The organism is Aeromonas sp. TW 6 (genome assembly GCF_013168745.1).
Classification (GTDB): domain Bacteria; phylum Pseudomonadota; class Gammaproteobacteria; order Enterobacterales; family Aeromonadaceae; genus Aeromonas; species Aeromonas caviae.
The window spans coordinates 126,973-148,602 of the sequence record NZ_JABERS010000007.1; the positions used below are offsets into that span (position 1 = coordinate 126,973).

At 61.1% G+C, this 21,630-nt stretch carries 17 protein-coding genes and 1 pseudogene; 14 read left to right on the forward strand and 4 right to left on the reverse strand.

The genetic code is table 11. The features are described 5' to 3' along the window. Nucleotides 1–52 precede the first annotated feature (52 nt). The gene (locus tag HKD46_RS05515; protein ID WP_042879437.1) at nt 53–1,021 is read right to left on the reverse strand and encodes an autotransporter domain-containing protein; all 969 of its coding nucleotides are present in this window, start codon (nt 1,019–1,021) and stop codon (nt 53–55) included. 332 nt (nt 1,022–1,353) lie between these two features. Between HKD46_RS05515 and HKD46_RS05520 the strand changes: the two genes are divergently transcribed. The 5 genes from HKD46_RS05520 to HKD46_RS05540 all read left to right on the forward strand — a co-directional run bounded on the left by HKD46_RS05520 (nt 1,354) and on the right by HKD46_RS05540 (nt 6,066). Then, a complete protein-coding gene (locus tag HKD46_RS05520) occupies nt 1,354–2,004 on the forward strand; it encodes a DedA family protein (RefSeq protein ID WP_171865006.1) in 651 nt (216 codons plus the stop codon). A gap of 245 nt (nt 2,005–2,249) precedes the next feature. Then, nucleotides 2,250–3,545 carry a DEAD/DEAH box helicase gene (locus tag HKD46_RS05525; RefSeq protein WP_010675179.1) on the forward strand — a complete coding sequence of 432 codons (1,296 nt, stop codon included), beginning with the start codon at nt 2,250–2,252 and terminating at the stop codon, nt 3,543–3,545. A 114-nt stretch (nt 3,546–3,659) separates the two neighbouring features. After that, on the forward strand, nt 3,660–4,295 hold the full coding sequence (locus HKD46_RS05530; protein ID WP_041213094.1) for a DUF2913 family protein: 636 nt from the start codon (nt 3,660–3,662) through the stop codon (nt 4,293–4,295). Nucleotides 4,296–4,549: 254 nt separating this feature from the next. Continuing rightward, nucleotides 4,550–5,590 (forward strand): M35 family metallo-endopeptidase, encoded by a 1,041-nt coding sequence (locus tag HKD46_RS05535; RefSeq protein ID WP_171865007.1) that lies wholly within the window; start codon nt 4,550–4,552, stop codon nt 5,588–5,590. Nucleotides 5,591–5,634: 44 nt separating this feature from the next. Further along, complete coding sequence (locus HKD46_RS05540) at nt 5,635–6,066, forward strand: hypothetical protein (protein WP_041213092.1); 432 nt, start codon at nt 5,635–5,637, stop codon at nt 6,064–6,066. Here the strand turns inward: HKD46_RS05540 and HKD46_RS05545 are convergent. Continuing rightward, the gene (locus HKD46_RS05545; protein ID WP_010675175.1) at nt 6,063–6,257 is read right to left on the reverse strand and encodes a hypothetical protein; all 195 of its coding nucleotides are present in this window, start codon (nt 6,255–6,257) and stop codon (nt 6,063–6,065) included. The two genes, HKD46_RS05540 and HKD46_RS05545, sit on opposite strands and share 4 nt — an antisense overlap. A 61-nt stretch (nt 6,258–6,318) precedes the next feature. Between HKD46_RS05545 and HKD46_RS05550 the strand changes: the two genes are divergently transcribed. The 5 genes from HKD46_RS05550 (at nt 6,319) to HKD46_RS05570 (ending at nt 9,830) form a co-directional block, all read left to right on the forward strand. Beyond that, nucleotides 6,319–6,897, forward strand: coding sequence for an O-methyltransferase (locus HKD46_RS05550; protein WP_010675174.1), 579 nt, complete (start codon nt 6,319–6,321; stop codon nt 6,895–6,897). Nucleotides 6,898–6,959: 62 nt separating this feature from the next. Next, on the forward strand, nt 6,960–7,145 hold the full coding sequence (locus tag HKD46_RS21305) for a hypothetical protein (RefSeq protein WP_234887943.1): 186 nt from the start codon (nt 6,960–6,962) through the stop codon (nt 7,143–7,145). 439 nt (nt 7,146–7,584) lie between these two features. Next, nucleotides 7,585–8,358, forward strand: a complete 774-nt coding sequence (locus HKD46_RS05560; protein WP_161469752.1) for an amino acid ABC transporter substrate-binding protein — start codon at nt 7,585–7,587, stop codon at nt 8,356–8,358. Nucleotides 8,359–8,415: 57 nt separating this feature from the next. Beyond that, nucleotides 8,416–9,072, forward strand: a complete 657-nt coding sequence (locus tag HKD46_RS05565) for an amino acid ABC transporter permease (RefSeq protein ID WP_171865008.1) — start codon at nt 8,416–8,418, stop codon at nt 9,070–9,072. Continuing rightward, complete coding sequence (locus tag HKD46_RS05570; protein ID WP_010675170.1) at nt 9,069–9,830, forward strand: amino acid ABC transporter ATP-binding protein; 762 nt, start codon at nt 9,069–9,071, stop codon at nt 9,828–9,830. The genes HKD46_RS05565 and HKD46_RS05570 overlap by 4 nt, the downstream gene beginning before the upstream one ends. A gap of 86 nt (nt 9,831–9,916) precedes the next feature. Here the strand turns inward: HKD46_RS05570 and HKD46_RS05575 are convergent, their stop codons facing one another. Then, nucleotides 9,917–11,332, reverse strand: a complete 1,416-nt coding sequence (locus tag HKD46_RS05575) for an FAD-dependent oxidoreductase (RefSeq protein ID WP_042864045.1) — start codon at nt 11,330–11,332, stop codon at nt 9,917–9,919. A gap of 12 nt (nt 11,333–11,344) precedes the next feature. After that, complete coding sequence (gltB, locus tag HKD46_RS05580; RefSeq protein WP_171865009.1) at nt 11,345–15,802, reverse strand: glutamate synthase large subunit; 4,458 nt, start codon at nt 15,800–15,802, stop codon at nt 11,345–11,347. 613 nt (nt 15,803–16,415) lie between these two features. Between gltB and HKD46_RS05585 the strand changes: the two genes are divergently transcribed. The 4 genes and pseudogenes from HKD46_RS05585 to HKD46_RS05600 all read left to right on the forward strand — a co-directional run. Continuing rightward, complete coding sequence (locus HKD46_RS05585) at nt 16,416–17,360, forward strand: TIGR01212 family radical SAM protein (RefSeq protein WP_042864044.1); 945 nt, start codon at nt 16,416–16,418, stop codon at nt 17,358–17,360. A gap of 370 nt (nt 17,361–17,730) precedes the next feature. Then, nucleotides 17,731–19,875, forward strand: a complete 2,145-nt coding sequence (locus HKD46_RS05590) for a type I secretion system permease/ATPase (protein WP_125117305.1) — start codon at nt 17,731–17,733, stop codon at nt 19,873–19,875. Continuing rightward, entirely contained in the window at nt 19,868–21,283 is a 1,416-nt protein-coding gene (locus HKD46_RS05595) for an HlyD family type I secretion periplasmic adaptor subunit (RefSeq protein ID WP_010675165.1), read from the forward strand. The genes HKD46_RS05590 and HKD46_RS05595 overlap by 8 nt, the downstream gene beginning before the upstream one ends. Nucleotides 21,284–21,318: 35 nt before the next feature. After that, nucleotides 21,319–21,510 (forward strand): annotated as a pseudogene (locus HKD46_RS05600) (channel protein TolC); the annotation flags it as partial. Between the last annotated feature and the right edge of the window lie 120 nt (nt 21,511–21,630).

Genomic DNA, 21,630 nt, shown 5'->3' on the forward strand with positions numbered 1-21,630 from the left:
TCTTGTTTTGGGTTGACTGAGCTGTGCCGAGTGGCGTACCCCTTTGATCCGATTAGAAACTCATCGCCAATCCGATGGAGTAGCCGCTGGTACTGTTGCTGAACATATAGCGGGCCACCAGCCGGGTGCGGGTGATGAAGATGTCGTACTTGCTGCTGTCGAGTTCGAGGCCAAGTCCCAGGGAGTTGAGGCTGTTGAAACCGAGCAGCCCCCGTTGCTGCCCCAGGTATTCGGTTCTGGCCCCTTCCAGCACGTAGCGAAGGGGCCTGTCCAGCAGGGTCCAGTGCCACAGGGGGGCGCGGCGGCGCAGGTAAAGCCCGAGGTTTTCCGCATCGGCCTGACCGCTGACGCTCTCGGCGGTGCCGGTGAAGCTTTGCAGATGCTGGTAGGAGTAGCGCAGCTCGGCATCGATGTCCTGGGCGGCGGAGAAGAGTTCATAGTCCAGCATCAATGAGCCGCCGAGGCCGTAGACATTGAGGGTGCCGCCGTCGAGGAAGTCCAGATTCTTGCCGCTTCTGTGCTCGAGCAGGGCGGCCCCGATGCGAAGGTCGCTGGCCACCGTGCCCAGGGTGACATTGGCGATGGGCCGCAGCACCAGATTGCCACCAAAGCGATCCCGGTGGACGCCGACATCCCAGCCGATGCCGCCGGTGGCGCTCAGGCTGTTCCATTTGGTGGGAATGGTGCGGGTCTCGTTGCCATCGGTGAACACGAACTGGGGATCGTAGCGGCTGTAGCCCAGGGTGCCCTCCAGATAGAGGGGAACATCCTCGCTCAGGGTGGCGCCACCCCCGAGCTGGGTGATGGTGAGGGCAGAGGTGTCGTTGGTGCCGCTGCCGATATCCAGGTTGCTGGCGGTGATATCCGGCACCACGGCGTAGCTCATCAGGGAGACGACGGCGTTGGCGCGCTGTTGAACCAGGCTCTCGTCGCTGGCACGGGCCTTTGTCACAAGACCGGCAGAGACGCCGGCAAGCACCGCCAGCAAGGAAAGTGTGTGAGAAGAGAGCTGTCTTGCCATACCTGGCTCCATGAGTACCCCGTCCATCGGGGCATGTTCACACTGTAACGGGTTTCATCTGGCTTGGCAGCCTGGCAAGGGCCGACCCGTCCTGTTTTGGGGGGTGCGCATTGGCCTGATGGGCCAAGCTGCCCTCGCTTTGGCGGGGGCAGGGGGCCGCAAGAAGGGTGAACCGCTGGGCAGAAATCACAGACATTAATTTATTGTTCAGTTCCCCGGGTGTATAAGAGGCCTCCCATACGAACATTGGGGTGGTAGCAGGGATGGATTACCAGACGGGGCCTTCGGGTCATCATGACGAATGCGCATTACGTTGATGGGAGTCACACCAGATGCAGGACATGCTGCTTGCCATATGGCATCAGGATTTTGATCAGCTTATACAAATGCAGGCAATCGGTCTGCTCGTCACCTGTCTGATGGTGATCCTCTTCTTTGAATCGAGCTTCGTCTTTCTGCCCCTGCCCGGTGACAGCCTGGTGCTGCTGGCGGGCGGTCTGGTGGGCATGGGGGTGCTGGGGCCCGAGGTGACCTTGCTCTATCTGCCGCTCGCAGCCGGGATAGGGAGCGTGCTCGCCTATTGGCAGGGGCAGGCACTGCATGGCACCCGTTTCATGGGCCATGTGGAGCGAATGATCCCGGAAGGGAGCCTGCCCAGGGCCTCCCGACTGCTGGATCGTTACGGCTTCTGGGCCATGTTCGTGTCCCGTTTCATCCCCTTCGTGAGAGTGTTGACCCCCATGTTGATGGGAGTCTCCCGCCTGCACCTGCTGCGGGTGGCCGTGGCGAGTTTTGCCAGCGCCTTCCTCTGGTCCCTGGTATTGAGCATGGTGGGCAAGATGGTGATGGCGACCCCGGTCTTTGCCCATCATCAGGAGCTGCTGACCAAGTGCCTGCTCGTCACCTCTTTCGGGCTGTTCGTCATCGCGGTGGCGGCCATCGGCATGCGGCTGCTCAAGCGTCCGAGCAAGCGGGTGCGCTGATCTCACTGCCCGGGCTGCGCCTGCTGCCGCGTCTGGCGGGCGCAGCCCCCGGAAAAATACAGGCCATTTGAGGCGGCATTCCTGTCGCCTATCTGTTACACTTCGCGCCCGCCATTTTCCGGCTCATCTTCTGATCTGATGTCAGACCCAGCCGTCCTTGGCTCCACGCCTCGCCGATGCCAGGCCACACGCCGGCCCAGGCCACCCACGCCAACTACAGCTCCGCTGGAACACAGGAACCCAACATGAGATTTGAATCGTTCGATTTTGCCCCCGAGATTTTGCGCGCCATCTCAGATTGCGGTTATCAGGAGATGACCCCTGTGCAGAGCCAGGCCATCCCGGCCATTCGCCGTGGCCGCGATGTGCTGGCCAGTGCCCAGACCGGTACCGGCAAGACCGCCGCCTTTGCGTTGCCCATCCTGCAACGTCTGGTAGACAACCCGGCGCCGGTGCAGCCTTCCAATGCCCGCGTGCTGATCCTGACCCCGACCCGCGAGCTGGCAGCCCAGGTGGCGAGCAATATCAACGATTTTGCCAAGTATCTTGATATCACTACCCTCACCATCGTGGGTGGCGGCAAACAGGATGTGCAGGCCAAGAAGCTCAAAGCGGGCGCACACATCATAGTGGCCACCCCTGGCCGTCTGCTCGAGCACCTCACCGCCTGCAACCTGAGCCTCTCCGGGGTCGAGACTCTGGTGCTGGACGAGGCGGATCGCATCCTCGACATGGGCTTTAGCGCCGATGTGCAGCAGATCCTGCAGGCGGTCAACAAGACCCGCCAGAACCTGCTCTTCTCCGCCACCTTCTCCGAGGCGGTGAAAAAGCTGGCCAACCTCATGCTGGACAAACCCCAGGTGGTGGCCGTCGACAAGCAGAACTCCACTGCCGACACCGTGAGCCACACCGTTTATCCGGTGGAACAGAAGCGCAAGCGCGAGCTGCTCTCCGAGCTTATCGGCAAGCAGAACTGGCAGCAGGTGCTGGTGTTTGCCAGCACCCGCGAGAGCTGCGATGAACTGGTGGAGGAGCTCAACCTCGACGGCATCAAGTCTGCCGTGGTGCACGGTGACAAGGCCCAGGGGAGCCGTCGCCGTGCCTTGCGTGAATTCACCGAAGGCAAGCTGCGGGTGCTGGTGGCCACCGAGGTGGCCGCTCGCGGCCTGGACATTCCGAGCCTGGAATACGTGGTCAACTATGATCTGCCGTTCCTCGCGGAAGATTACGTGCACCGTATCGGCCGAACCGGTCGCGCTGGCAAGAGCGGCATGGCCATCTCCTTCGTCAGTCGCGAGGAGGAGCGCACCCTGCTGGAGATCGAGGCCCTCATCGGCCAGAAGATCCGCCGCATCATGGTGCCGGGTTACGAGGTGAGCAGCCGTGACGACCTCATCAAGCAGTTGCAGGAGCGCCGCCGCTTCGGCAAGCGCCCGCAGCGTGAAGACAATGCCGCCGCCCAGGCCATGGCCGAGGCGAAACTGCAAGGTCAGCGCCTCAAGCGTCTGGCGGCGGCCAAGAAGCCCCGTCAGCCGAAATAAGGCAACGTCGCACCCTCCCGGTCGGGGAGGGGCGTTTACTCTCCAAAGGCGCCACTGGCGCCTTTGTGCTGTCGATGACGCGGCCCCTGGCCGCCCCGTTTCAGAGGATCCGAGATGACCCTTCCTGCTTACAATCAGGCCCTGCTCGAGATGGCCCGCCAGAGCCTGGCGGAGCTGGAGCGCACCGCTGCCCAGAAGACGGGCAAACGCACCCCCGCCCAGGAGAGCCACTTTCTCTGTACCTGGATGGCGGATTCTCTCAAGGAGAAACGCTTCTCCCGGCTGGTGATGGAGGATCTCAAGGCCTGGGTGCAACTGGGGCGGACGCTGGGGGCGGGGGCCGATCTCAAGGGGCTGCTTGAGCGGGTGCAGCGCCAGTATGAGCGTGCCATGCATGAGCCGGTACAGCTGGGGGCGCGCCTGGCCGATCTGCTTTTGGCGCTGGAGGGGGCGGGCTGGCTGGTGTTCACCGACAGCGAACTGAACACCCGGCAGCGGCTGCTGAGCCAGGGGCAATCCAGCCTGATCATCTCGGCCAGCGAGTATCAGGGCCATATCGAGGGAGGTGAGCTGGTCAAGCCCCTCACCCTCTATGTGCGCGGGGACGAGCAGGTACTGGCCGAGGCGGCATTTGCCCGGGGCCTGCTGCTGAGCCAGGGCAACAAGAAAACCACCCTGGTCAAGCACCACAAGGCCTATCGGCTGATGCCGGGCAACGCGCAGCCGGCCCTGGCGCTGCTGTCCTCCTGATCCCGCCTTCTCATCCCGTCACCCGGCCCTGCGCCGGGTTTTTTTATGGCAAATGCACCCCACGGGGTTGCCTGCACGCCCGGGGCCGGGCGGGCAATCTTTGTCGCAGCCAAGGGGCTCCCCCTCTGATGGGGGGCGTCCCCCATATGGAGGGATGGTGGGGTGGTGCTTCTGCTCTAGGGTGGATGGGCCCCAAAGAGGGCCTTAAAGGAAGCAGACCGCCTGACAAGGCGACACTCAATGAATGAGGAAACATGATGAAAGCGACTCCAATTGCCCTGTTGCTGGCCGGCGTGCTGGCGTCCCCGCTCTGCGCCGCCGGACTCGATGCCCGGCTCACCCTGGTGGAGGGCAGCACAGACGATGTGCGCGTCAACCTGACCCTGACCAACACCGGGGAGAAGCCGGTTCGTCTGCTCAAATGGCAACTGCCAGGCAGCGAGGATGCCCCCCTGTTCCAGGTGGAGCGTGACGGCCAGCCGGTGGATTACGAAGGGGCCCTGATCAAGCGGGCCGCCCCGAGTGACAAGGACTACCAACTGCTCAAGGCAGGCCAGAGCCTGACAGTCCAGGCGGAGGTCTCCGGTCTCTACGACATGAGCGCCCAGGGCCAGTACAGCATCCGTTACCTGCTGCCGACCGTGGCGCAGGAGGGGAAAGCGGCCAAGGCCAAACAGGCCCAGGCGAGCGAGTCCAATGCCGTGACCCTCTGGGTGGAAGGGGTGAGCGACGATCGGGTGCTGGCCAAGGCTGCGGTGGCCGAGCCCCAGGCGGTGAGCGCCTCGGTCAGCTTCAGCGGCCGTTGCACCAACACCCAGAAGAGCGACATCCTGGCGGCGCTCGATGCCGCGAGTGGCATCGCCAACAACTCCAGCAGCTACCTCGCGGTGGACAAGCCGAATGGACAGCGCTACCGGAGCTGGTTTGGCGCCTATGACGCCACCCGCTGGAACCAGGCCGAGACCAACTTCAGCAAGATCAAGGATGCCATCGACAACAAGCCGCTCACCTTCGACTGCGGTTGCAAGCAGAGTTACTTTGCCTATGTCTATCCGGACCAGCCCTACAAGGTCTATCTGTGCAAGAGCTTCTGGACTGCGCCGGTCACCGGGACCGATTCCCGCGCCGGCACCATTGTCCACGAGCTGAGCCACTTCAACGTGGTGGCGGGCACCGACGATCTGGGATACGGTCAGGCCAATGCGCGCAATCTGGCGAGCACGGATCCCCAGAAGGCCCTGAACAACGCCGACAACCACGAATATTTCGCCGAGAATACCCCGAGCGAAAATTGAGTTGCAAACAGGGGCCGGATGGCCCCTTTTTTGACGGAGGCACCATGATGACACTCTTGCTCACCACCCTGGCACTGGCGCCCTTGCAGTGCGAGCTGTCGGTCAGCGCAGAGAGCGGGGTGAACGAACCCCTGCCCCTGGTGATGACCCTGACCAACCGGGGGGAGACGCCCCTCGAGGTATTGACCTGGTTCACCCCCTTCGAGGGGTGGTTTGCCGATGCCATCGACCTGACCCGCGATGGGCAGCCGCTGGACTATCGAGGGCCGCTTGCCAAGCGAGGTACCCCCGGGGACGGCGACTTCCTGCACCTGGGGGCGGGGGAGCAGAGCCAGGCCGATGCGGACCTGGCGCAGGCCTACGATCTGTCCCAACCGGGCCGCTACCGGCTCAGCTATCGTGCCCAGCCCCTGACGCTGACCAAGGGCGTGGCGCCCAGCTGCCCCGCCATCGACTTTACCCGGGTGGCCCCCTAGGCGATCTGCGGCTTGCCCTTGGTATCCAGCAGCCCGACGGCGCGGGGGGCCACCGCCAGACCGCGTGACGATTGGCTTTCCCGCCAGCAGCAGTGCACCAGCGTGATCACATGGTGAGCCAGGGTGTTGTCTTTATCCGGATGACGCAGGGGATGGGCCACCGAGTGGGTCGATAGCAAAATGATGAACATGAGGGGCGGTCCAGCCATGCCATGCACCGGGCCGACTCGTTTACACCGTCAAGGAGGAGACATGGCACTGGAACAACTGAAACGGGAGCTGGAGCGCTTTGGCGAGCAGAATGACGGCGCGCAACACTCCCGTGGCAGCAAGATGCTCAACATTACCCGCGACACCGGCGAACTGCTGGCGGTGCTGGTGCAGACGAGGGGGGCGCAGGCTGTGCTGGAGATCGGCACCTCCAACGGTTACTCCACCCTCTGGCTGGCCGAGGCAGTGAAACGGCTGGGGGGCCGGGTCACCACCATCGAGCTGGACGAGGGCAAACGGACCATGGCGGCGACCAACTTTGAGCGGGCCGGGCTCACTCCCTGGATTGAGCAGTTGGCGGGGGAGGCCGGCAGCCTGTTGCCCTGCCTGCCGACGGCGGGCTATCAGCTCATCTTCCTCGACTCCGAGCGCCGCCACTACCAGGCCTGGTGGCCCGAGATCCAGCGCCTGCTTGCCCCTCGTGGCCTGCTGGTGGTGGACAATGCCATCTCCCATGAGGACGAGATGAGGGAGTGGATGGCACAGGTGCGGCGTGACCCCGATTTCCTGACTTCCCTGGTGCCGGTGGGCAAGGGGGAGTGGCTGGTGGTGCGGTTGTAGGAGGGCTGGATGGAAAACAGGACCATGGAACCAAAAACCGTGGTGCAGACCACAGGCAGGCCATGCAAAGCAACGATTTCGTCAAGACCCCCAGGTGGCTGAGCGATGACTTCCTCTGTGACTGGCCAACGTTGGGGGAGCGGCGCGCGGGGCGGGTCAACTTCGTCGAGATCCATCGGCGCTACCCGGCGACCGGGCCCTGGAATGTCGACATCGTTCGCCTGCTGGAGCAGGGCGGGAGGTGGTGACCGAAGGGGTGATCATCGACGGTGACGTCAAGGCGCGTGCCATCCCGCCATGACCTTCCACGTGGTGCGTGGCAATCCCATTTGTCATCAGACTGAATTTTGGCCCGATTGATACGTTATGTCGTGATTGGGCCACTGCCATCCCGCGGGAGCTGCAACCCGCCTGATATGGTTTCCGCTGACGGAGCGCCGCCAGCGGGGCAATTCCTCGGCTAGCCCGGCCATTATTTATTCGTTATCCATTATTTCGCTAAATATCCCCGTATTTCATGGTTGGGTCATGCCATGAGCCACGTTATGTTTCATCCATACCGCCAGCAAGCACTATGAAGGTTATCTCTGCCGATAATTAATTTAAATTAAACATGATAACCGGCTGGTTTTATTTTGTGGTGGTTGGCAAGCGCTCTGGATGTTCATAAATATAACGAGGTGAATAATGAAAAAACGGCACTCCCTGTTTTTAATGGCGGCACTTCCGCTGGCACTGATGACATCGGTACAGGCACAGTCAAGCCTGGCCGAGATCCAGCGGGCTGGAGTGATCAAGATCGGCACCGAAGGGACCTATCCTCCCTTCACCTACCACGACAAGAGCGGCAAGCTGGTGGGCTTTGACGTGGAGATCGGCGAGCTGATTGCAAGCGGTCTGGGCGTGAAGCCGCAGTTCGTCGAGGGCAAGTGGGACGGGCTCATCGCCGGGGTGGACGCCAAGCGCTACGACCTGGTGCTCAACGAAGTGGCCATCACCCCTGAACGGCTGAAAAAATATGATTTTTCAGACCCCTACATCACTTCCAAGGCGGTGATCGTGGTGCACAGCGACAACCAAAGCATCAAGAGTTTTGCCGATCTGAAGGGCAAGAAATCCTCCCAGTCCCTGACCAGCAACTTCGCCCACCTGGCGAAATCATCGGGTGCCGAGGTGGTGGCCACCGAGGGATTCAACCAGTCACTCGAACTGGTGCTGACCGGGCGGGTGGATGCCACCATCAACGACAGCCTCTCCTTCCTCGACTTCAAGAAACAGAAGCCAGACGCCAAATTGAAGGTGGCGGCCAGCGAGGCCAAGGGGGAGCAATCTGCCGCCCTGCTCGCCAAGGGGCAACCCGAGTTGCTGGCTGCCATCAATCAGGCGCTGCGCAATGCCAAGCAGGATGGCGAATATCAGAAAATATCGCAGAAATATTTCGGCACCGACGTCTCGCAATAATATCGTGGCAACATAATAACAACTGAGGATATTAACGTGCCGGCCTGGTTGCAGTTAATGATCGACTCTTTTTGGCCCCTGCTCAGTGCGGGGCTTATTTTTACCGTGCCACTCACTCTGATTACCTTCGTGCTGGGAATCGTGCTCGGCTTGTCGGTGGCGCTGGCCAGATTATATGGTCCGGCCCCGCTGGTGATGCTGGTCCGCTTCTATGTCTGGCTTATTCGGGGCACGCCGCTGCTGGTGCAGCTGTTTCTGATCTTTTACGGTCTGCCGAGCGCCGGCATCGTGCTGGACGCCTTCACCGCCGCCGTCATCGGTTTCACCCTCAACATCGGTGCCTACAGCTCGGAGATCATTCGTGCCACCCTGGCGGCCATCCCCAAGGGGCAGTGGGAGGCGGCCTACTCCATCGGCATGAACTGGACCCAGGTGATGTGGCGGGTGATCCTGCCGCAGGCGGCGCGCATCGCGGTGCCACCGCTCTCCAACACCTTCATCTCCCTGGTCAAAGACACGTCGCTGGCGGCGGCGGTGACCGTGCCCGAGCTGTTTCAGGCGGCCCAGCGCCTCGCCTCCGTCACCTATGAGCCGCTCATTCTCTATATCGAGACGGCCCTCATCTACCTGATGTTCAGCTCGGTGCTCTCCACCCTGCAAGACAGGCTGGAGCAGCGACTGGCTCACAAAGAGACCCGGGAGGTCGCCCTATGATCCGCTTGAGTGGCATCGAGAAACAGTTTGCGGGGCAGCGCGTGTTGAAAGGGGTGGGGCTGGCGATGGCCGCGGGCAGCGTCACCGCCCTGATCGGTCCCTCCGGCAGCGGCAAGAGTACCCTGCTGCGCTGCGTGAACCTGCTGGAGCGGCCCGATGCAGGCCAGCTGGTGCTGGGGGGCAGCGAGCTCGACTTTACCCGGCATCTGTCACGGCAAAGCGTGCTGGCCCTGCGCCAGCAGACCGGTATGGTGTTCCAGAATTTCCAGCTGTTCCCGCACATGACGGTGCTGGAGAACGTGATGGAAGGGTTGGTGACCGTGTTGAAGTGGCCCAGGGAGAGGGCAGTGGCGCGCGCCCTGCAACTGCTCGACAAGGTGGGGCTCAGGCACAAGGCCGAGGCGGTGCCTGCCACCCTCTCCGGCGGTCAGCAGCAGCGGGTCGCCATTGCCCGGGCGCTGGCGCCATCCCCCAAGGTGCTGCTCTGTGACGAGCCTACCTCGGCGCTGGATCCCGAGCTTGCCCAGGAGGTGGTGGCCGTGCTGCGCCAGCTGGCCAGTGAGGGGACCACCATGCTGATCGCCACCCATGACTTGCGTCTTGCAGCCCAGATTGCGCAGCAGGTGATCTTCCTGGAGGCCGGGGAGGTGGTGGAGGCGGGCAGTGCGCGCCAGATGTTCACCACCCCCAAGCGGGCACGTACCTTCGAATACATCTCCACCCTCACCGAACGGCTGCCGGAGAGCTGGAGTATCTAGCCGGTTCTGGCGGATTGAGAGCGAGATAAAAAAACAGCCCCGCACGAGCGGGGCTGTTTGCATGACAGCGTGGTTGCGACGGCAGATCACACGGCCAGGTAGTCCATGATGCCTTCGGCCGCCTTGCGACCCTCGTAAATGGCGGTCACCACCAGATCCGAGCCGCGCACCGCGTCACCACCGGCGAACACCTTGGGGTTGCTGGTCTGGAAGGCGTACTCGGCCTTCTCGGGCGCCTTGATGCGATCCCGGCCGTCGAGCTCGACGCCGTGCTCTGCCATCCAGGGCTGGGGGTTGGGCTGGAAGCCGAACGCCATCACCACCGCATCGGCAGCCAGCACCTGCTCGGAGCCTTCAATGACCACAGGATTGCGGCGGCCATTGGCATCGGGGGCGCCAAGCTCGGTGCTCACCACCTTGATGCCGCAGGTGCGGCCGTGAGCGTCCAGTTCGACCCCGACAGGTTGCAGGTTGAACATAAATTCCACCCCTTCCTCCTGGGCGTTTTTCACCTCCCGCTTGGAGCCTGGCATGTTCTCGGCATCCCGGCGGTAGGCACAGATCACCCGATCGGCCCCCTGGCGGATGGCGGTGCGCACGCAGTCCATGGCGGTGTCGCCGCCCCCCAGCACCACTACCTGCTTGCCGGCGAAGTCGATGTAATCGGCTTGCGCCTTCTCAAAGCCCAGCAAGCGATTGGCGTTGGAGATGAGGTAGGGCAGGGCGTCGTAGACCCCCGGCGCCTCTTCGTTGGCAAAGCCGCCCTTCATGTACTTGTAGGTGCCGACCCCGAGGAAGACCGCATCGAACTCGCCGAGCAGGTCGGCGAAGGTGACGTCACGGCCCACTTCGGTCTCGAGGCGAAACTCCACCCCCATCCCCTCGAAGATCTCGCGGCGGCGTTGCATCACCTCTTTCTCCAGCTTGAAGGAGGGGATACCGAAGGTGAGCAGGCCACCGATCTCCGGGTACTTGTCGAACACCACAGGGGTGACGCCGTTGCGTGCCAGCACGTCGGCACAGGCAAGGCCCGCGGGGCCCGCGCCAATGACGGCGACCCGCTTGCCGGTCTTGACCACCTTGGAGAGATCCGGGCGCCAGCCCATCTCGAACGCCTTGTCGGTGATGTATTTTTCGATGTTGCCGATGGTCACGGCGCCGAATCTGTCGTTGAGGGTGCAAGCACCCTCACACAGTCTGTCTTGCGGGCAAACGCGGCCACATACCTCCGGCAGGCTGTTGGTCTGGTGGGAGAGCTCCACCGCCTCCAGAATGCGTCCCTCGTTGGCCAGCTTCAGCCAGTTGGGGATGTAGTTGTGTACCGGGCACTTCCACTCGCAATAGGGGTTGCCGCAGTCGAGGCAGCGATCCGCCTGCATGCCGACCTGGGCCTGGTTGAAGGGCTCGTAGATCTCCACGAACTGGATCTTGCGGATCTTGAGCGGCTTCTTGGGCGGGTCGACCCGCTGGACATCGATAAACTGGAATACGTTCTGGCTCATAGGGTTCCCTCCTTATTGCGCCTGGATTCTGAGTTCTGCACTGGAACGGCTGGTGTGGCCAAGCAGCGATTTGACGTCGCTGGACTTGGGTTTGATCAGCCTGAACTTGGGCACATAGGAGTCGAAGTTGGCCAGGATCTCCTCGGCACGCGAGCTGCCAGTCTCGTTGAGGTGCGCCGTGATGATACCGCGCAGGTGCTCCTGGTGGATGGCCAGATCCGCCACCTCCAGCAGTTCGACCAGCTCGGGGTTGGTGCGCTTGGCAAAGTTGCCGCACTCGTCGAGCACGTAGGCGAAACCGCCTGTCATGCCCGCCGCGAAGTTGACACCGGTCTTGCCGAGCACGGTGACGATGCCGCCTGTCATGTATTCACAGCCGTTGTCGCCAATCCCCTCGACCACCGCCAAGGCCCCTGAGTTGCGCACCGCGAACCGCTCGCCTGCGGTCCCTGCGGCATAGAGCTTGCCGCCGGTGGCGCCATAGAGGCAGGTGTTGCCGATGATGGCCGCCTCGTGGGATTTGAACGCCACGCCGACGTGGGGTTTGATTACCAGCTTGCCGCCGGTCATCCCCTTGCCCACGTAGTCGTTGGCATCCCCGGTGAGGATCATCTCAAGGCCACCGGCGTTCCAGACGCCGAAGCTCTGGCCGGCGGTGCCGTTGAAGTGCACCTTGACCGGATCGGCCGCCATGCCCTGGTTGCCGTGGCGCTTGACGATTTCGCCGGACAGACGTGCACCCACGGAGCGGTCGGTGTTGCGGATGTCGTAGCGGAACTCGCCGCCACTCATGTTTTCCACCGCGTCCAGCAGGTCTTCCACCATCTTGAGGTTCAAGGGCCCCTTGTCGAAGGTGGGGTTGTGCTGCTGGCTGAACAGACTGGAGCCTGCCGGTGCAACCGGGGCCGCCAGGATGCCGGACAAGTCCAGCTTGGCCTGACGGGCGGTGAGGCCGGGCAGGGCTTCCAGCAGGTCGGTACGACCGATGAGGTCGGTGAGCTGGGTGACGCCCAGCTCGGCCATCAGCTCGCGGGTCTCCTCGGCGATGAACTTGAAGTAGTTCATCACCATCTCCGGCAGGCCGGTGAAGTGTTCGCGGCGCAGCTTCTCATCCTGGGTGGCGACGCCGGTGGCGCAGTTGTTCAGGTGGCAGATACGCAGGTATTTGCAACCGAGCGCCACCATGGGGCCGGTACCGAAGCCAAAGCTCTCGGCGCCGAGGATTGCCGCCTTGATGATGTCCAGACCCGTCTTGAGACCGCCATCCACCTGCAGGCGCACCTTGTGGCGCAGGCCGTTGGCCACCAGCGCCTGCTGGGTTTCGGCCAGGCCCAGCTCCCAGGGGGAGCCAGCGTATTTGACCGAGGTGAGCGGGCTGGCGCCGGTGCCGCCGTCGTAGCCGGAGACGGTGATGAAGTCCGCATAGGCCTTGGCCACGCCGCAGGCGATGGTGCCGACGCCAGGTTCGGACACCAGTTTCACCGACACCAGGCAGTTAGGGTTGATCTGCTTGATGTCGAAGATGAGCTGGGCCAGATCCTCGATGGAGTAGATGTCGTGGTGCGGCGGCGGGGAGATCAGGGTCACGCCGGGCACCGAGTAGCGCAGTTGGGCGATTTGCGCGGTGACCTTGTCACCGGGCAGCTGGCCCCCTTCGCCGGGCTTGGCGCCCTGGGCGACTTTTATCTGCACCACGTCCGCGTTCATCAGGTAGTGCGGGGTGACGCCAAAGCGACCGGAAGCCACCTGTTTGATGCGAGAGTTCTTCTCGGTACCGAAGCGTTTGGGATCCTCGCCACCTTCACCGGAGTTGCTCTGACCGCCGAGGCGGTTCATGGCGATGGCCAGGGCCTCGTGGGCTTCAGGGCCGAGGGCGCCGATGGACATGGCCGCGGAGTCGAAGCGGGGGAACAGCCTGGCGGCTGGCTCCACCTGATCCAGCGCCACCGGGGTGGTGCCCTGTTTGAGCGACAGCAGATCCCGCAGGGTGGCGACCGGCCGCTCGTTCACCAGACGGGCATACTCCTTGTAATCGGCGTAGTTGCCGGAGCGCACCGCCACTTGCAGGGTCTGCACCACGTCCGGGTTGTAGGTGTGGTACTCGCCACCGTGGACGAATTTCAAGAGGCCGCCCTGGGTCAGTGGCTTGCGGCCGAGCCAGGCCAGACGGGACAGATTGATCTGATCCTGCTGGATGTCGGCAAAGTCGGCACCCTGGATGCGGCTCGATACGCCGCGGAAGCAGAGCTCGACAACAGCCTTGGAGAGGCCCACCGCCTCAAACAGCTGGGAGCAGCGGTAGCTTGCCACCGTGCTGATGCCCATCTTGGACATCACCTTGTAGAGGCCCTTGTTGATGCCGTTGCGGTAGTTGAGCATGGCCTGGCGCAGGCTCATCTTGAGCACGCCTTCCTCTACCTGCTTGGCGAGGGTCTCGTAGGCGAGGTAGGGGTAGATGGCGGTGGCGCCAAAGCCCAGCAGCACGGCGAAGTGGTGCGGGTCGCGCACGCTCGCGGTCTCCACCAGGATATTGGCGTCGCAGCGCAGGTTGTTGTCCACCAGGGTACGCTGCACCGCACCCACCGCCATGGCGGCCGGGATGGGCAGGGTATCCGGGCTGATGTCCCGGTCTGACAGGACCAGCAGCACCGCGCCGCTGCGGGCCGCTTCAGCTGCCTCGTGGCAGAGGCGCTCGAGGGCAGCCTGCAGCCCCTCTTCGGGCTGGTAGTTGAGGCTCAGCACCGCATGGCGGTAGTGCTCACCTTCCAGGGCCAGCAACTGATGGAAGTCGGAGTAGAGCAGGATCGGCGACTGGAACAGCACCCGGTGGGCGTGACCGAAGGTCTCGTTGAACACGTTTTGCTCGCGGCCGATACAGGTGGCCAGGGACATGACGTGATTTTCCCGCAGGGGATCGATGGGCGGGTTGGTCACCTGGGCGAACATCTGGCGGAAGTAGTCGTACAGGGTACGCTGGCTGGAGGAGAGCACCGCCATCGGGGTGTCATCCCCCATGGAGCCCACTGCCTCCTGGCCATTCTCGCCGAGCACGCGGATCACCTGATCCAGCTCTTCAAAGGAGTAGCCGAACAGCTTCTGGTAAGTCTTGAGCCGGTCATCCGGGAATTCCCGCGACCCCGTGCTGGCATCGTCCATCTGCTCGAAGGGCACCAGGCGCTTGCAGTGCTTGTCCATCCACTGCTTGTAGGTGTGACGGCTCTTGAGATCGTCGTCAATTTCGAAGCTGGTCCAGATCTTGCCGTTGCTGGTATCGACCACGAACAGCTCCCCCGGGCCGACACGGCCCTTCTCCAGCACTTCGTCCGGGGTGTAGTCCCAGGTGCCCACTTCGGAGGCCAGCGTGATGAACTTGTCCTTGGTGATGACGTAACGTGCCGGACGCAGACCGTTTCTGTCGAGTGCGCAGGTGGCGTAACGACCGTCGGTCATGACGATGCCGGCCGGGCCGTCCCAGGGCTCCATGTGCATGGAGTTGAAGTCGTAGAAGGCGCGCAGGTCGTCATCCATGTTCGGGTGCTTCTGCCACGCAGGCGGGATCAGCAGGCGCATGGCACGGAACAGGTCCATGCCGCCGGCCAGGAAGAGATCCAGCATGTTGTCGAGGCTGGAGGAATCCGATCCCGTGGTGTTGACGAAGGGGGCGGCCTCTTGCAGATCGGGGATCAGCGGGGTGGCGAACTTGTAGCTGCGCGCCTTGGCCCACTGGCGGTTGCCGGCAATGGTGTTGATCTCGCCGTTGTGGGCGAGGTAGCGGAACGGCTGCGCCAGCGGCCAGCGTGGGCTGGTGTTGGTGGAGAAACGCTGGTGGAACACGCAGATGGCGGCCTGCATGCGGATGTCGGCCAGATCCAGATAGAAGCGCGGCAAATCCACCGGCATGCACAGTCCCTTGTAGACGGTGACCAGGTTGGAAAGGCTGACCACATAGAAGTAGTCGTCGCTGATGCGCTTCTCGATGCGGCGGCGCACGATATAGAGGCGGCGCTCGAGATCCTTGTCGACCCAGCCCGGGGGCGCGTTGACAAAGACCTGTTCAATACTGGGCAGGGACGCCTTGGCGATGGAACCGAGTACGTTGGTATCGATGGGCACCTTGCGCCAGCCGACCAGACTCAGGGTCTCTCTTTCCAGCTCCTCGTCGATGATGTCGCGAGTGGCCTGGGCCAGGATGGGATCGGGGTTGAGAAACAGCATACCGACCGCGTAGTTGCGGCCCAGGTGCCATCCCTTCTCTTCGGCGACCGCTCTAAAGAAGCTGTCGGGTTTTTGCAGCAACAGGCCGCAGCCGTCGCCGGTCTTACCATCAGCGGAGATACCGCCGCGGTGCTGCATGCGAGCCAAGGCTGACATCGCGAGACGGACAAGCTTGTGGCTGGCTTCCCCTTCCATGTGGGCCAACAGGCCGAAGCCACAGTTATCCCTCTCCAGCTTTGGATCATATAGTGACATTGCATTTCTCCCTTGCTCGGCCTTCCATCGCACTGTCATCAACAGACTGCATAAATTGCGATTGGCTCTTGTGGTTCCGTCCGCCTGAGGTGGCGAATCTCCAAACTAATGGGATTTTCGGGCAAGGTCAATTGGACATCCCGCTTGTTTGCAATGTTACATCGCCATAACAAAATGTGGGTTTTTGAGACTCAATCAGCATTTTTGTGTATTTATGACTGCTTTTTTTTTATTTGTTGGCTTTATGTTCTGGTTGTGGACGGTTTAGTGGTTGACTGCATGGTGGCGGGGAACTGTAGTAATTTTACAAAGTCATCTCTGGTGTGCTTGGCGGGGATCACATTTCAGGATCCTGCGTCTTGCATTTGTCCATAAGCAGACTAAACAGGATTTTTTCAGTAGTTACAGCCGGTTATGGGCGAGAGGTTATGACACTTTTCTCCATGTTGCAGGAGTGACAGGTTGTCAAAAGTGACCGTGAATGCCGACTGTTGGGTATTTATCGCATCTAACGTGAATATTTATATGATTTTTGGGTAGAGAGCGGGATTGATCCAGCGCAGCCTGCCCGCTGGGCTGCGTCGCTAGAATGACATCTCATTTCGGAGGTGTCATGCAGTTACACGAACTCATCAATACATTTGGCCAGGATCTCAAGCAGCGCCACGGCCAGAAGATCCACAAGCTCTCCATCCACGGGGCCTTTACCTGCCCCAACCGGGACGGCACCCTGGGCCGGGGTGGCTGCACTTTCTGCAATGTCTCCTCCTTTGCCGACGAGTCGGCCCAGCAACTCTCCGTGGTGCAGCAACTGCTGGCACGCCGGGACGAGGTGACCCGGGCCAGGCGCTATCTGGCCTACTTTCAGGCCTATACCAGCACCTATGCCGAAGTGGAGTACCTTCAGCGCATGTATGAAGAAGCCTTGTCGGTGAGCGACATGGTGGGGCTCTGCGTCGGAACTCGCCCTGATTGTGTACCCGATGCGGTGCTGGATCTGCTGGCAGGTTATCAGGCCAGAGGTTACGAGGTGTGGCTGGAGCTCGGGCTGCAAAGTGCCAACGACAAGACGTTGCAACGCATCAATCGGGGTCACGGCTATGCCGCTTATGCCGATGCCGTTGCCCGAGCCCATCTGCGAGGCATCAAGGTGTGTGCCCATCTCATCGTCGGCCTGCCCGGCGAGGTGCCGATGGACAGCCTGGAAACCCTCCACCGTGTCGTGGAGACCGGCGTCGAGGGCATCAAGCTTCACCCACTACATGTGGTGGAGGGGAGCACTCTTGGCAAGGCGTGGCAGGCGGGGCGGCTGGATGTGTTGACGATGGAGCAGTATGTGGCGGCGGCGGTCGCCATGATCCAGTACACGCCTCCCGAGGTGGTCTATCACAGGGTCTCGGCGTCGGCGCGCCGCCCGACCCTGCTGGCCCCCGCCTGGTGCGAGAATCGCTGGAGCGCCATGACCGCCATTGCCGCGGCGCTGGCACGCTCAGGCCCTCAGGGGCACTGCCTGGGACGCCCTTTTTCTCTCCCTTCCACGGGCGAGTGCCAACTCTAATTTCGTCAAAAAAACAGTGGGTTATTAGATGAAATTCAGTCTTTGGAGTATAGTTTCGTTCAAGTCACCTTGATAAGATGGTCGGCTTGAAAAAAGATATAGTTATCAATAACTCTTTGCAGTTTGTATACCGGGCGGGCTTTCTTCGTACCGGGTGGCATATTTCTTGGCAACATCAGGTGCCCGGCATGTCCCCTCCGTTTCCGGCATGAAAATCTGTGAGGGAAGCGAGACATGCAGTGTCCCGGCTCTGTGCGCTAATCGGGTTGTGGGTCTGGGTGGCGAGGTCTGTTCTGTTTTTCCGGATCGCCGCCGGGCTTTGGATATTCGGCCCCGAGACAACCTTCTGAATCATGTTTGATGGGATGCTATGCAAGCAGAAACCAGCCATATAGATGAACTGTTGGAGTGCCTGGTCTTTTTGACCCGCTTTTACGGGGTGCCCAACAGTCAGGATGCTCTCACCACCGGCTTGCCACTGGTCTCCGGGCGTCTCAGCACGGCGCTCTTCAGTCGTGCCGCCGAGCGGGGCGGTCTCTCTGCCCGCGAAGTGATCCAGCCCCTTGAACAGATCACCTCCCTGCTGCTGCCCTGCGTCTTGCAGACGCGCAATGGCGGCGCCTGCATCTTGCTTGAATGGAATGAAGAACGGACCCAGGCGAGGGTCATCTTTCCCCAGGCCGGAGACGCGGCCCAATGGGTCAGTCTTGCCCAGCTGGGTGACGAGTACAATGGTCGTCTGTTCTACGTTAAGCGGCAGTTCAAGTTTGATGAGCGCTCGCCCAAAGTGCTGGAGACCCGTGATGGTCACTGGTTCTGGAGCACCTTGTTCGAGTCCCGCGGTATCTATCGGGATGTGCTGGTGGCCTCGATCCTCATCAACCTGTTTGCCATCGCCAGCCCCCTGTTCACCATGAACGTCTATGACAAGATTGTGCCCAACCTGGCATTCGACTCCCTCTGGGTGCTGGCGGTTGGAGCCATGGTGGTGTTCACCTTCGACTTCGTGATGCGCCAGCTGCGCAGCTACTTCATCGATATTGCAGGCAAGAAATCCGACGTGCTGTTGTCGGCCAAAATCTTTGCCAAGGTGATGGGCATGAAGATGGAGTCCAGGCCTGCGTCGACCGGTGCCTTTGCCAAGCACTTGCAGGAGTTTGAATCGGTGCGCGAGTTTTTCACGTCGGCCACCGTCTCCACCCTGATCGATCTGCCGTTTGCCATCTTCTTCCTCTTCATCATCTGGATTTTCGCCGGTGTGATGGTGGTGGTGCCCATCATCGCCATCCTGATCCTGGTGGCCTACAGCTTCTACATTCAGGCACCGCTGAAGCAATCCATCGAGGAGGGCTCCCGACTCGCCTCTCAGAAGAACGCCAATCTGATCGAAAGCATCTCGGGCCTTGAGACCGTGAAGATTTTCGGGGCCGAGAGCATGTTCCAGCACCGCTGGGAGCAGGCGGTGTCCCACATCTCGACCTGGGGCGTGCAGACCCGGCGCATCACCAACTCCATGTCTTCTCTGGCGAGCTACATCCAGCAGGTGGTGACAGTGGGACTGGTGATCGTCGGTGTTTACCAGATCTCGGAAGGATTGGTGACCATGGGGGGCATGATAGCGGCCGTGATGCTGTCGAGCCGGGCCATCGCCCCCATGGTGCAGCTGTCGGTGCTTTCCACCCGCTACAACCAGGCCAAGTCGGCACTCGAGATCCTGGAGAAGATCATGATGACGCCGGGTGAGCAGGAGGAGGGCAGGCAGTACATCCACCATCCGGTCATCCAGGGGCGCATCGAGTTTGAAAATGTCTCCTTCAAGTATCCGGGCATGGAGAGCAGTACCCTGCACAACATCAACCTGCGCATCGAGCCGGGTGAGAAGGTGGCCATCATCGGGCGGATCGGTGCGGGTAAAACCACGCTGGAGAAATTGCTGATGGGCCTCTATCGCCCGACTGACGGCCTGGTGCGTCTGGATGGCTTTGAGCTGGACCAACTGCCGCCGACCATCATTCGCCGCAACATCGGCTGTGTGCCGCAAGATGTGACCCTCTTCTTTGGTTCCGTGCGGGACAACATCATGCTGGGTAATCCCCTGGTGGACGATGCCCGTGTCTTGCGCGCCGCCAAGCGGGCCGGGGTCACCAACTTTACCAACCGGGATCCCAACGGTCTCGACAGACAGATAGGCGAAGGGGGACGTCAGCTCTCCGGTGGCCAGCGTCAGTCCATCCTGCTGGCGCGCGCCCTGCTCAACGATCCCCCCATTCTGGTGATGGACGAGCCGACCTCCAACATGGACAACCAGTCAGAGATGCACGTGAAGCAGGAGCTGGCGCGGCTCGGCCCCGAAACCACCCTTATCCTCATCACCCACAAGACCTCCATGCTGGATGTCGCTTCCCGGGTCATCGTCGTGGAGCAGGGGAAGATAGTGGCGGACGGTCCCAAAGAGGTGGTGTTGCAGCAATTGAAGGAAGGCAAGGTGCGGGTGCAGGAGACGGCGAATGGCTAACCACTGGTTCAAGAAAACGCCCTCAGATACGGTCTTGCCGGCTCCCGAACATCTCGAGTACGTGGATGACGGCGCCGCCGCCGTGCTGCTGACGACACCCACCCGTGCCAGAGTCCTTCTCTGGGCCTGCTTCCTGTTTTTTGTCAGCGCCATCGTCTGGGCCGCCTGGGCAGAGCTGGATGAAGTGACCGTCGGCCAGGGCAAGGTGATACCGTCGCGCCAGTTGCAGGTGATCCAGAACCTGGAAGGGGGGATCGTCAAGGAGATCTTCGTCAAGGAGGGGGACATCGTCGAGAAGGGACAGCCACTGCTGCGCATCGACGATACCCGCTTCAAGTCGGATTTTCGCGAACGGGAGCAGGAGCTGGTCACCCTCAAGGGGGATATTGCCCGCCTGCGCGCCGAAATTCGCAGCGTGGTGGTCAAGAACGAGCCCAATCTGGGGTGGCGTGAACAGGTAGCCATCGACAAACAGGCCATCGAGTTCCCCGAAGGGTACGAGAATGTATTTGCGGAATATGCCGCCCGTGAAAGATCGGTGCAGGAGGCGCGGTTAAACAACCTCAAGAACCAGCTCTACATTCTGGGACAGCAGATCGAGCAGAAAGAGCAGGAGACCATAGAGCTCAATGCCAAGATCCGGACCGTCGGCCGCAGCGTTGATTTGGCTCGTCAGGAGCTGAACATCAGCCGTCCTCTCGCAAAAGAGGGTATAGTTCCTCAAGTGGAGCTAATTAAACTGGAGCGGCAGGTCAACGAAATGCAAGGGGAGCTGGAGGCGAACCGCCTGCTGGTGCCCAAGCTCAACTCGGTACTGCGGGAGACCATCTCGAAGCGAAATGATATCGCCCTGAAATTCCGGGCGGACTCCCAGACCGAGCTGAACGAACGTCAAGGCAAGTTGAGCCAGTTGTCGGAGGGTCAGGTCGGCCTCAGGGACAGAGTCGATCGTACCAGTGTGATCGCGCCTCTCAAGGGGACCATCAAAAAGCTCAAGATTAATACGCTGGGTGGGGTCGTTCAGCCGGGCATGGACCTGATGGAGATAGTGCCGCTGGAAGATACCCTGCTGGTTGAAGCCAAGGTGTCGCCCAAGGACATCGCGTTCCTCAGACCCGGACTGGAGGCCGTGGTCAAGATAACTGCCTATGATTTCACTATTTATGGAGGTTTACATGGCAAGGTTGAACAGATAAGTGCCGACTCAATCCAGGATGAGGAGGGCAATTCCTTCTATCTGGTGCGAGTACGAACCGAGAAGAGTTATCTGGGCGATGAGCTTAACGCACTTCCCATCATCCCCGGTATGTTAGCCAGTGCAGATATTATTACTGGTAAAAAAAGTGTCCTAGACTACTTGCTGAAACCCATCTTGAGGGCTAAGCAGTCGGCACTGAGAGAACGATAAGCCAACAATCTAAAAACAACATGACTGGAGATACCATGAAGAAGACGATTGTTGCCATGCTGGTTAGTGGCACCATACTGTTCCCGGGCCTGAGCCAGGCACAGACGCTGGAACAGTCAGTGGCGCAGTCACTGGCTACCCATCCGAAAATCAAGGAAGCTTTTGATCTCTATCAGGCACGACTGTATCAGCATGATGGAGCCAAGGGCGGCTATTACCCCAGGGTGAGAGCGTGAACATTTTGTTAAATTTCACCCAGTTTTTTGAGACCCGCATTGAGTACCGTTTCCAGATATTCACTGCTCATTCCTGCGATTTTTTGCTTCCGTCTTACGCTCGCCTTGCGT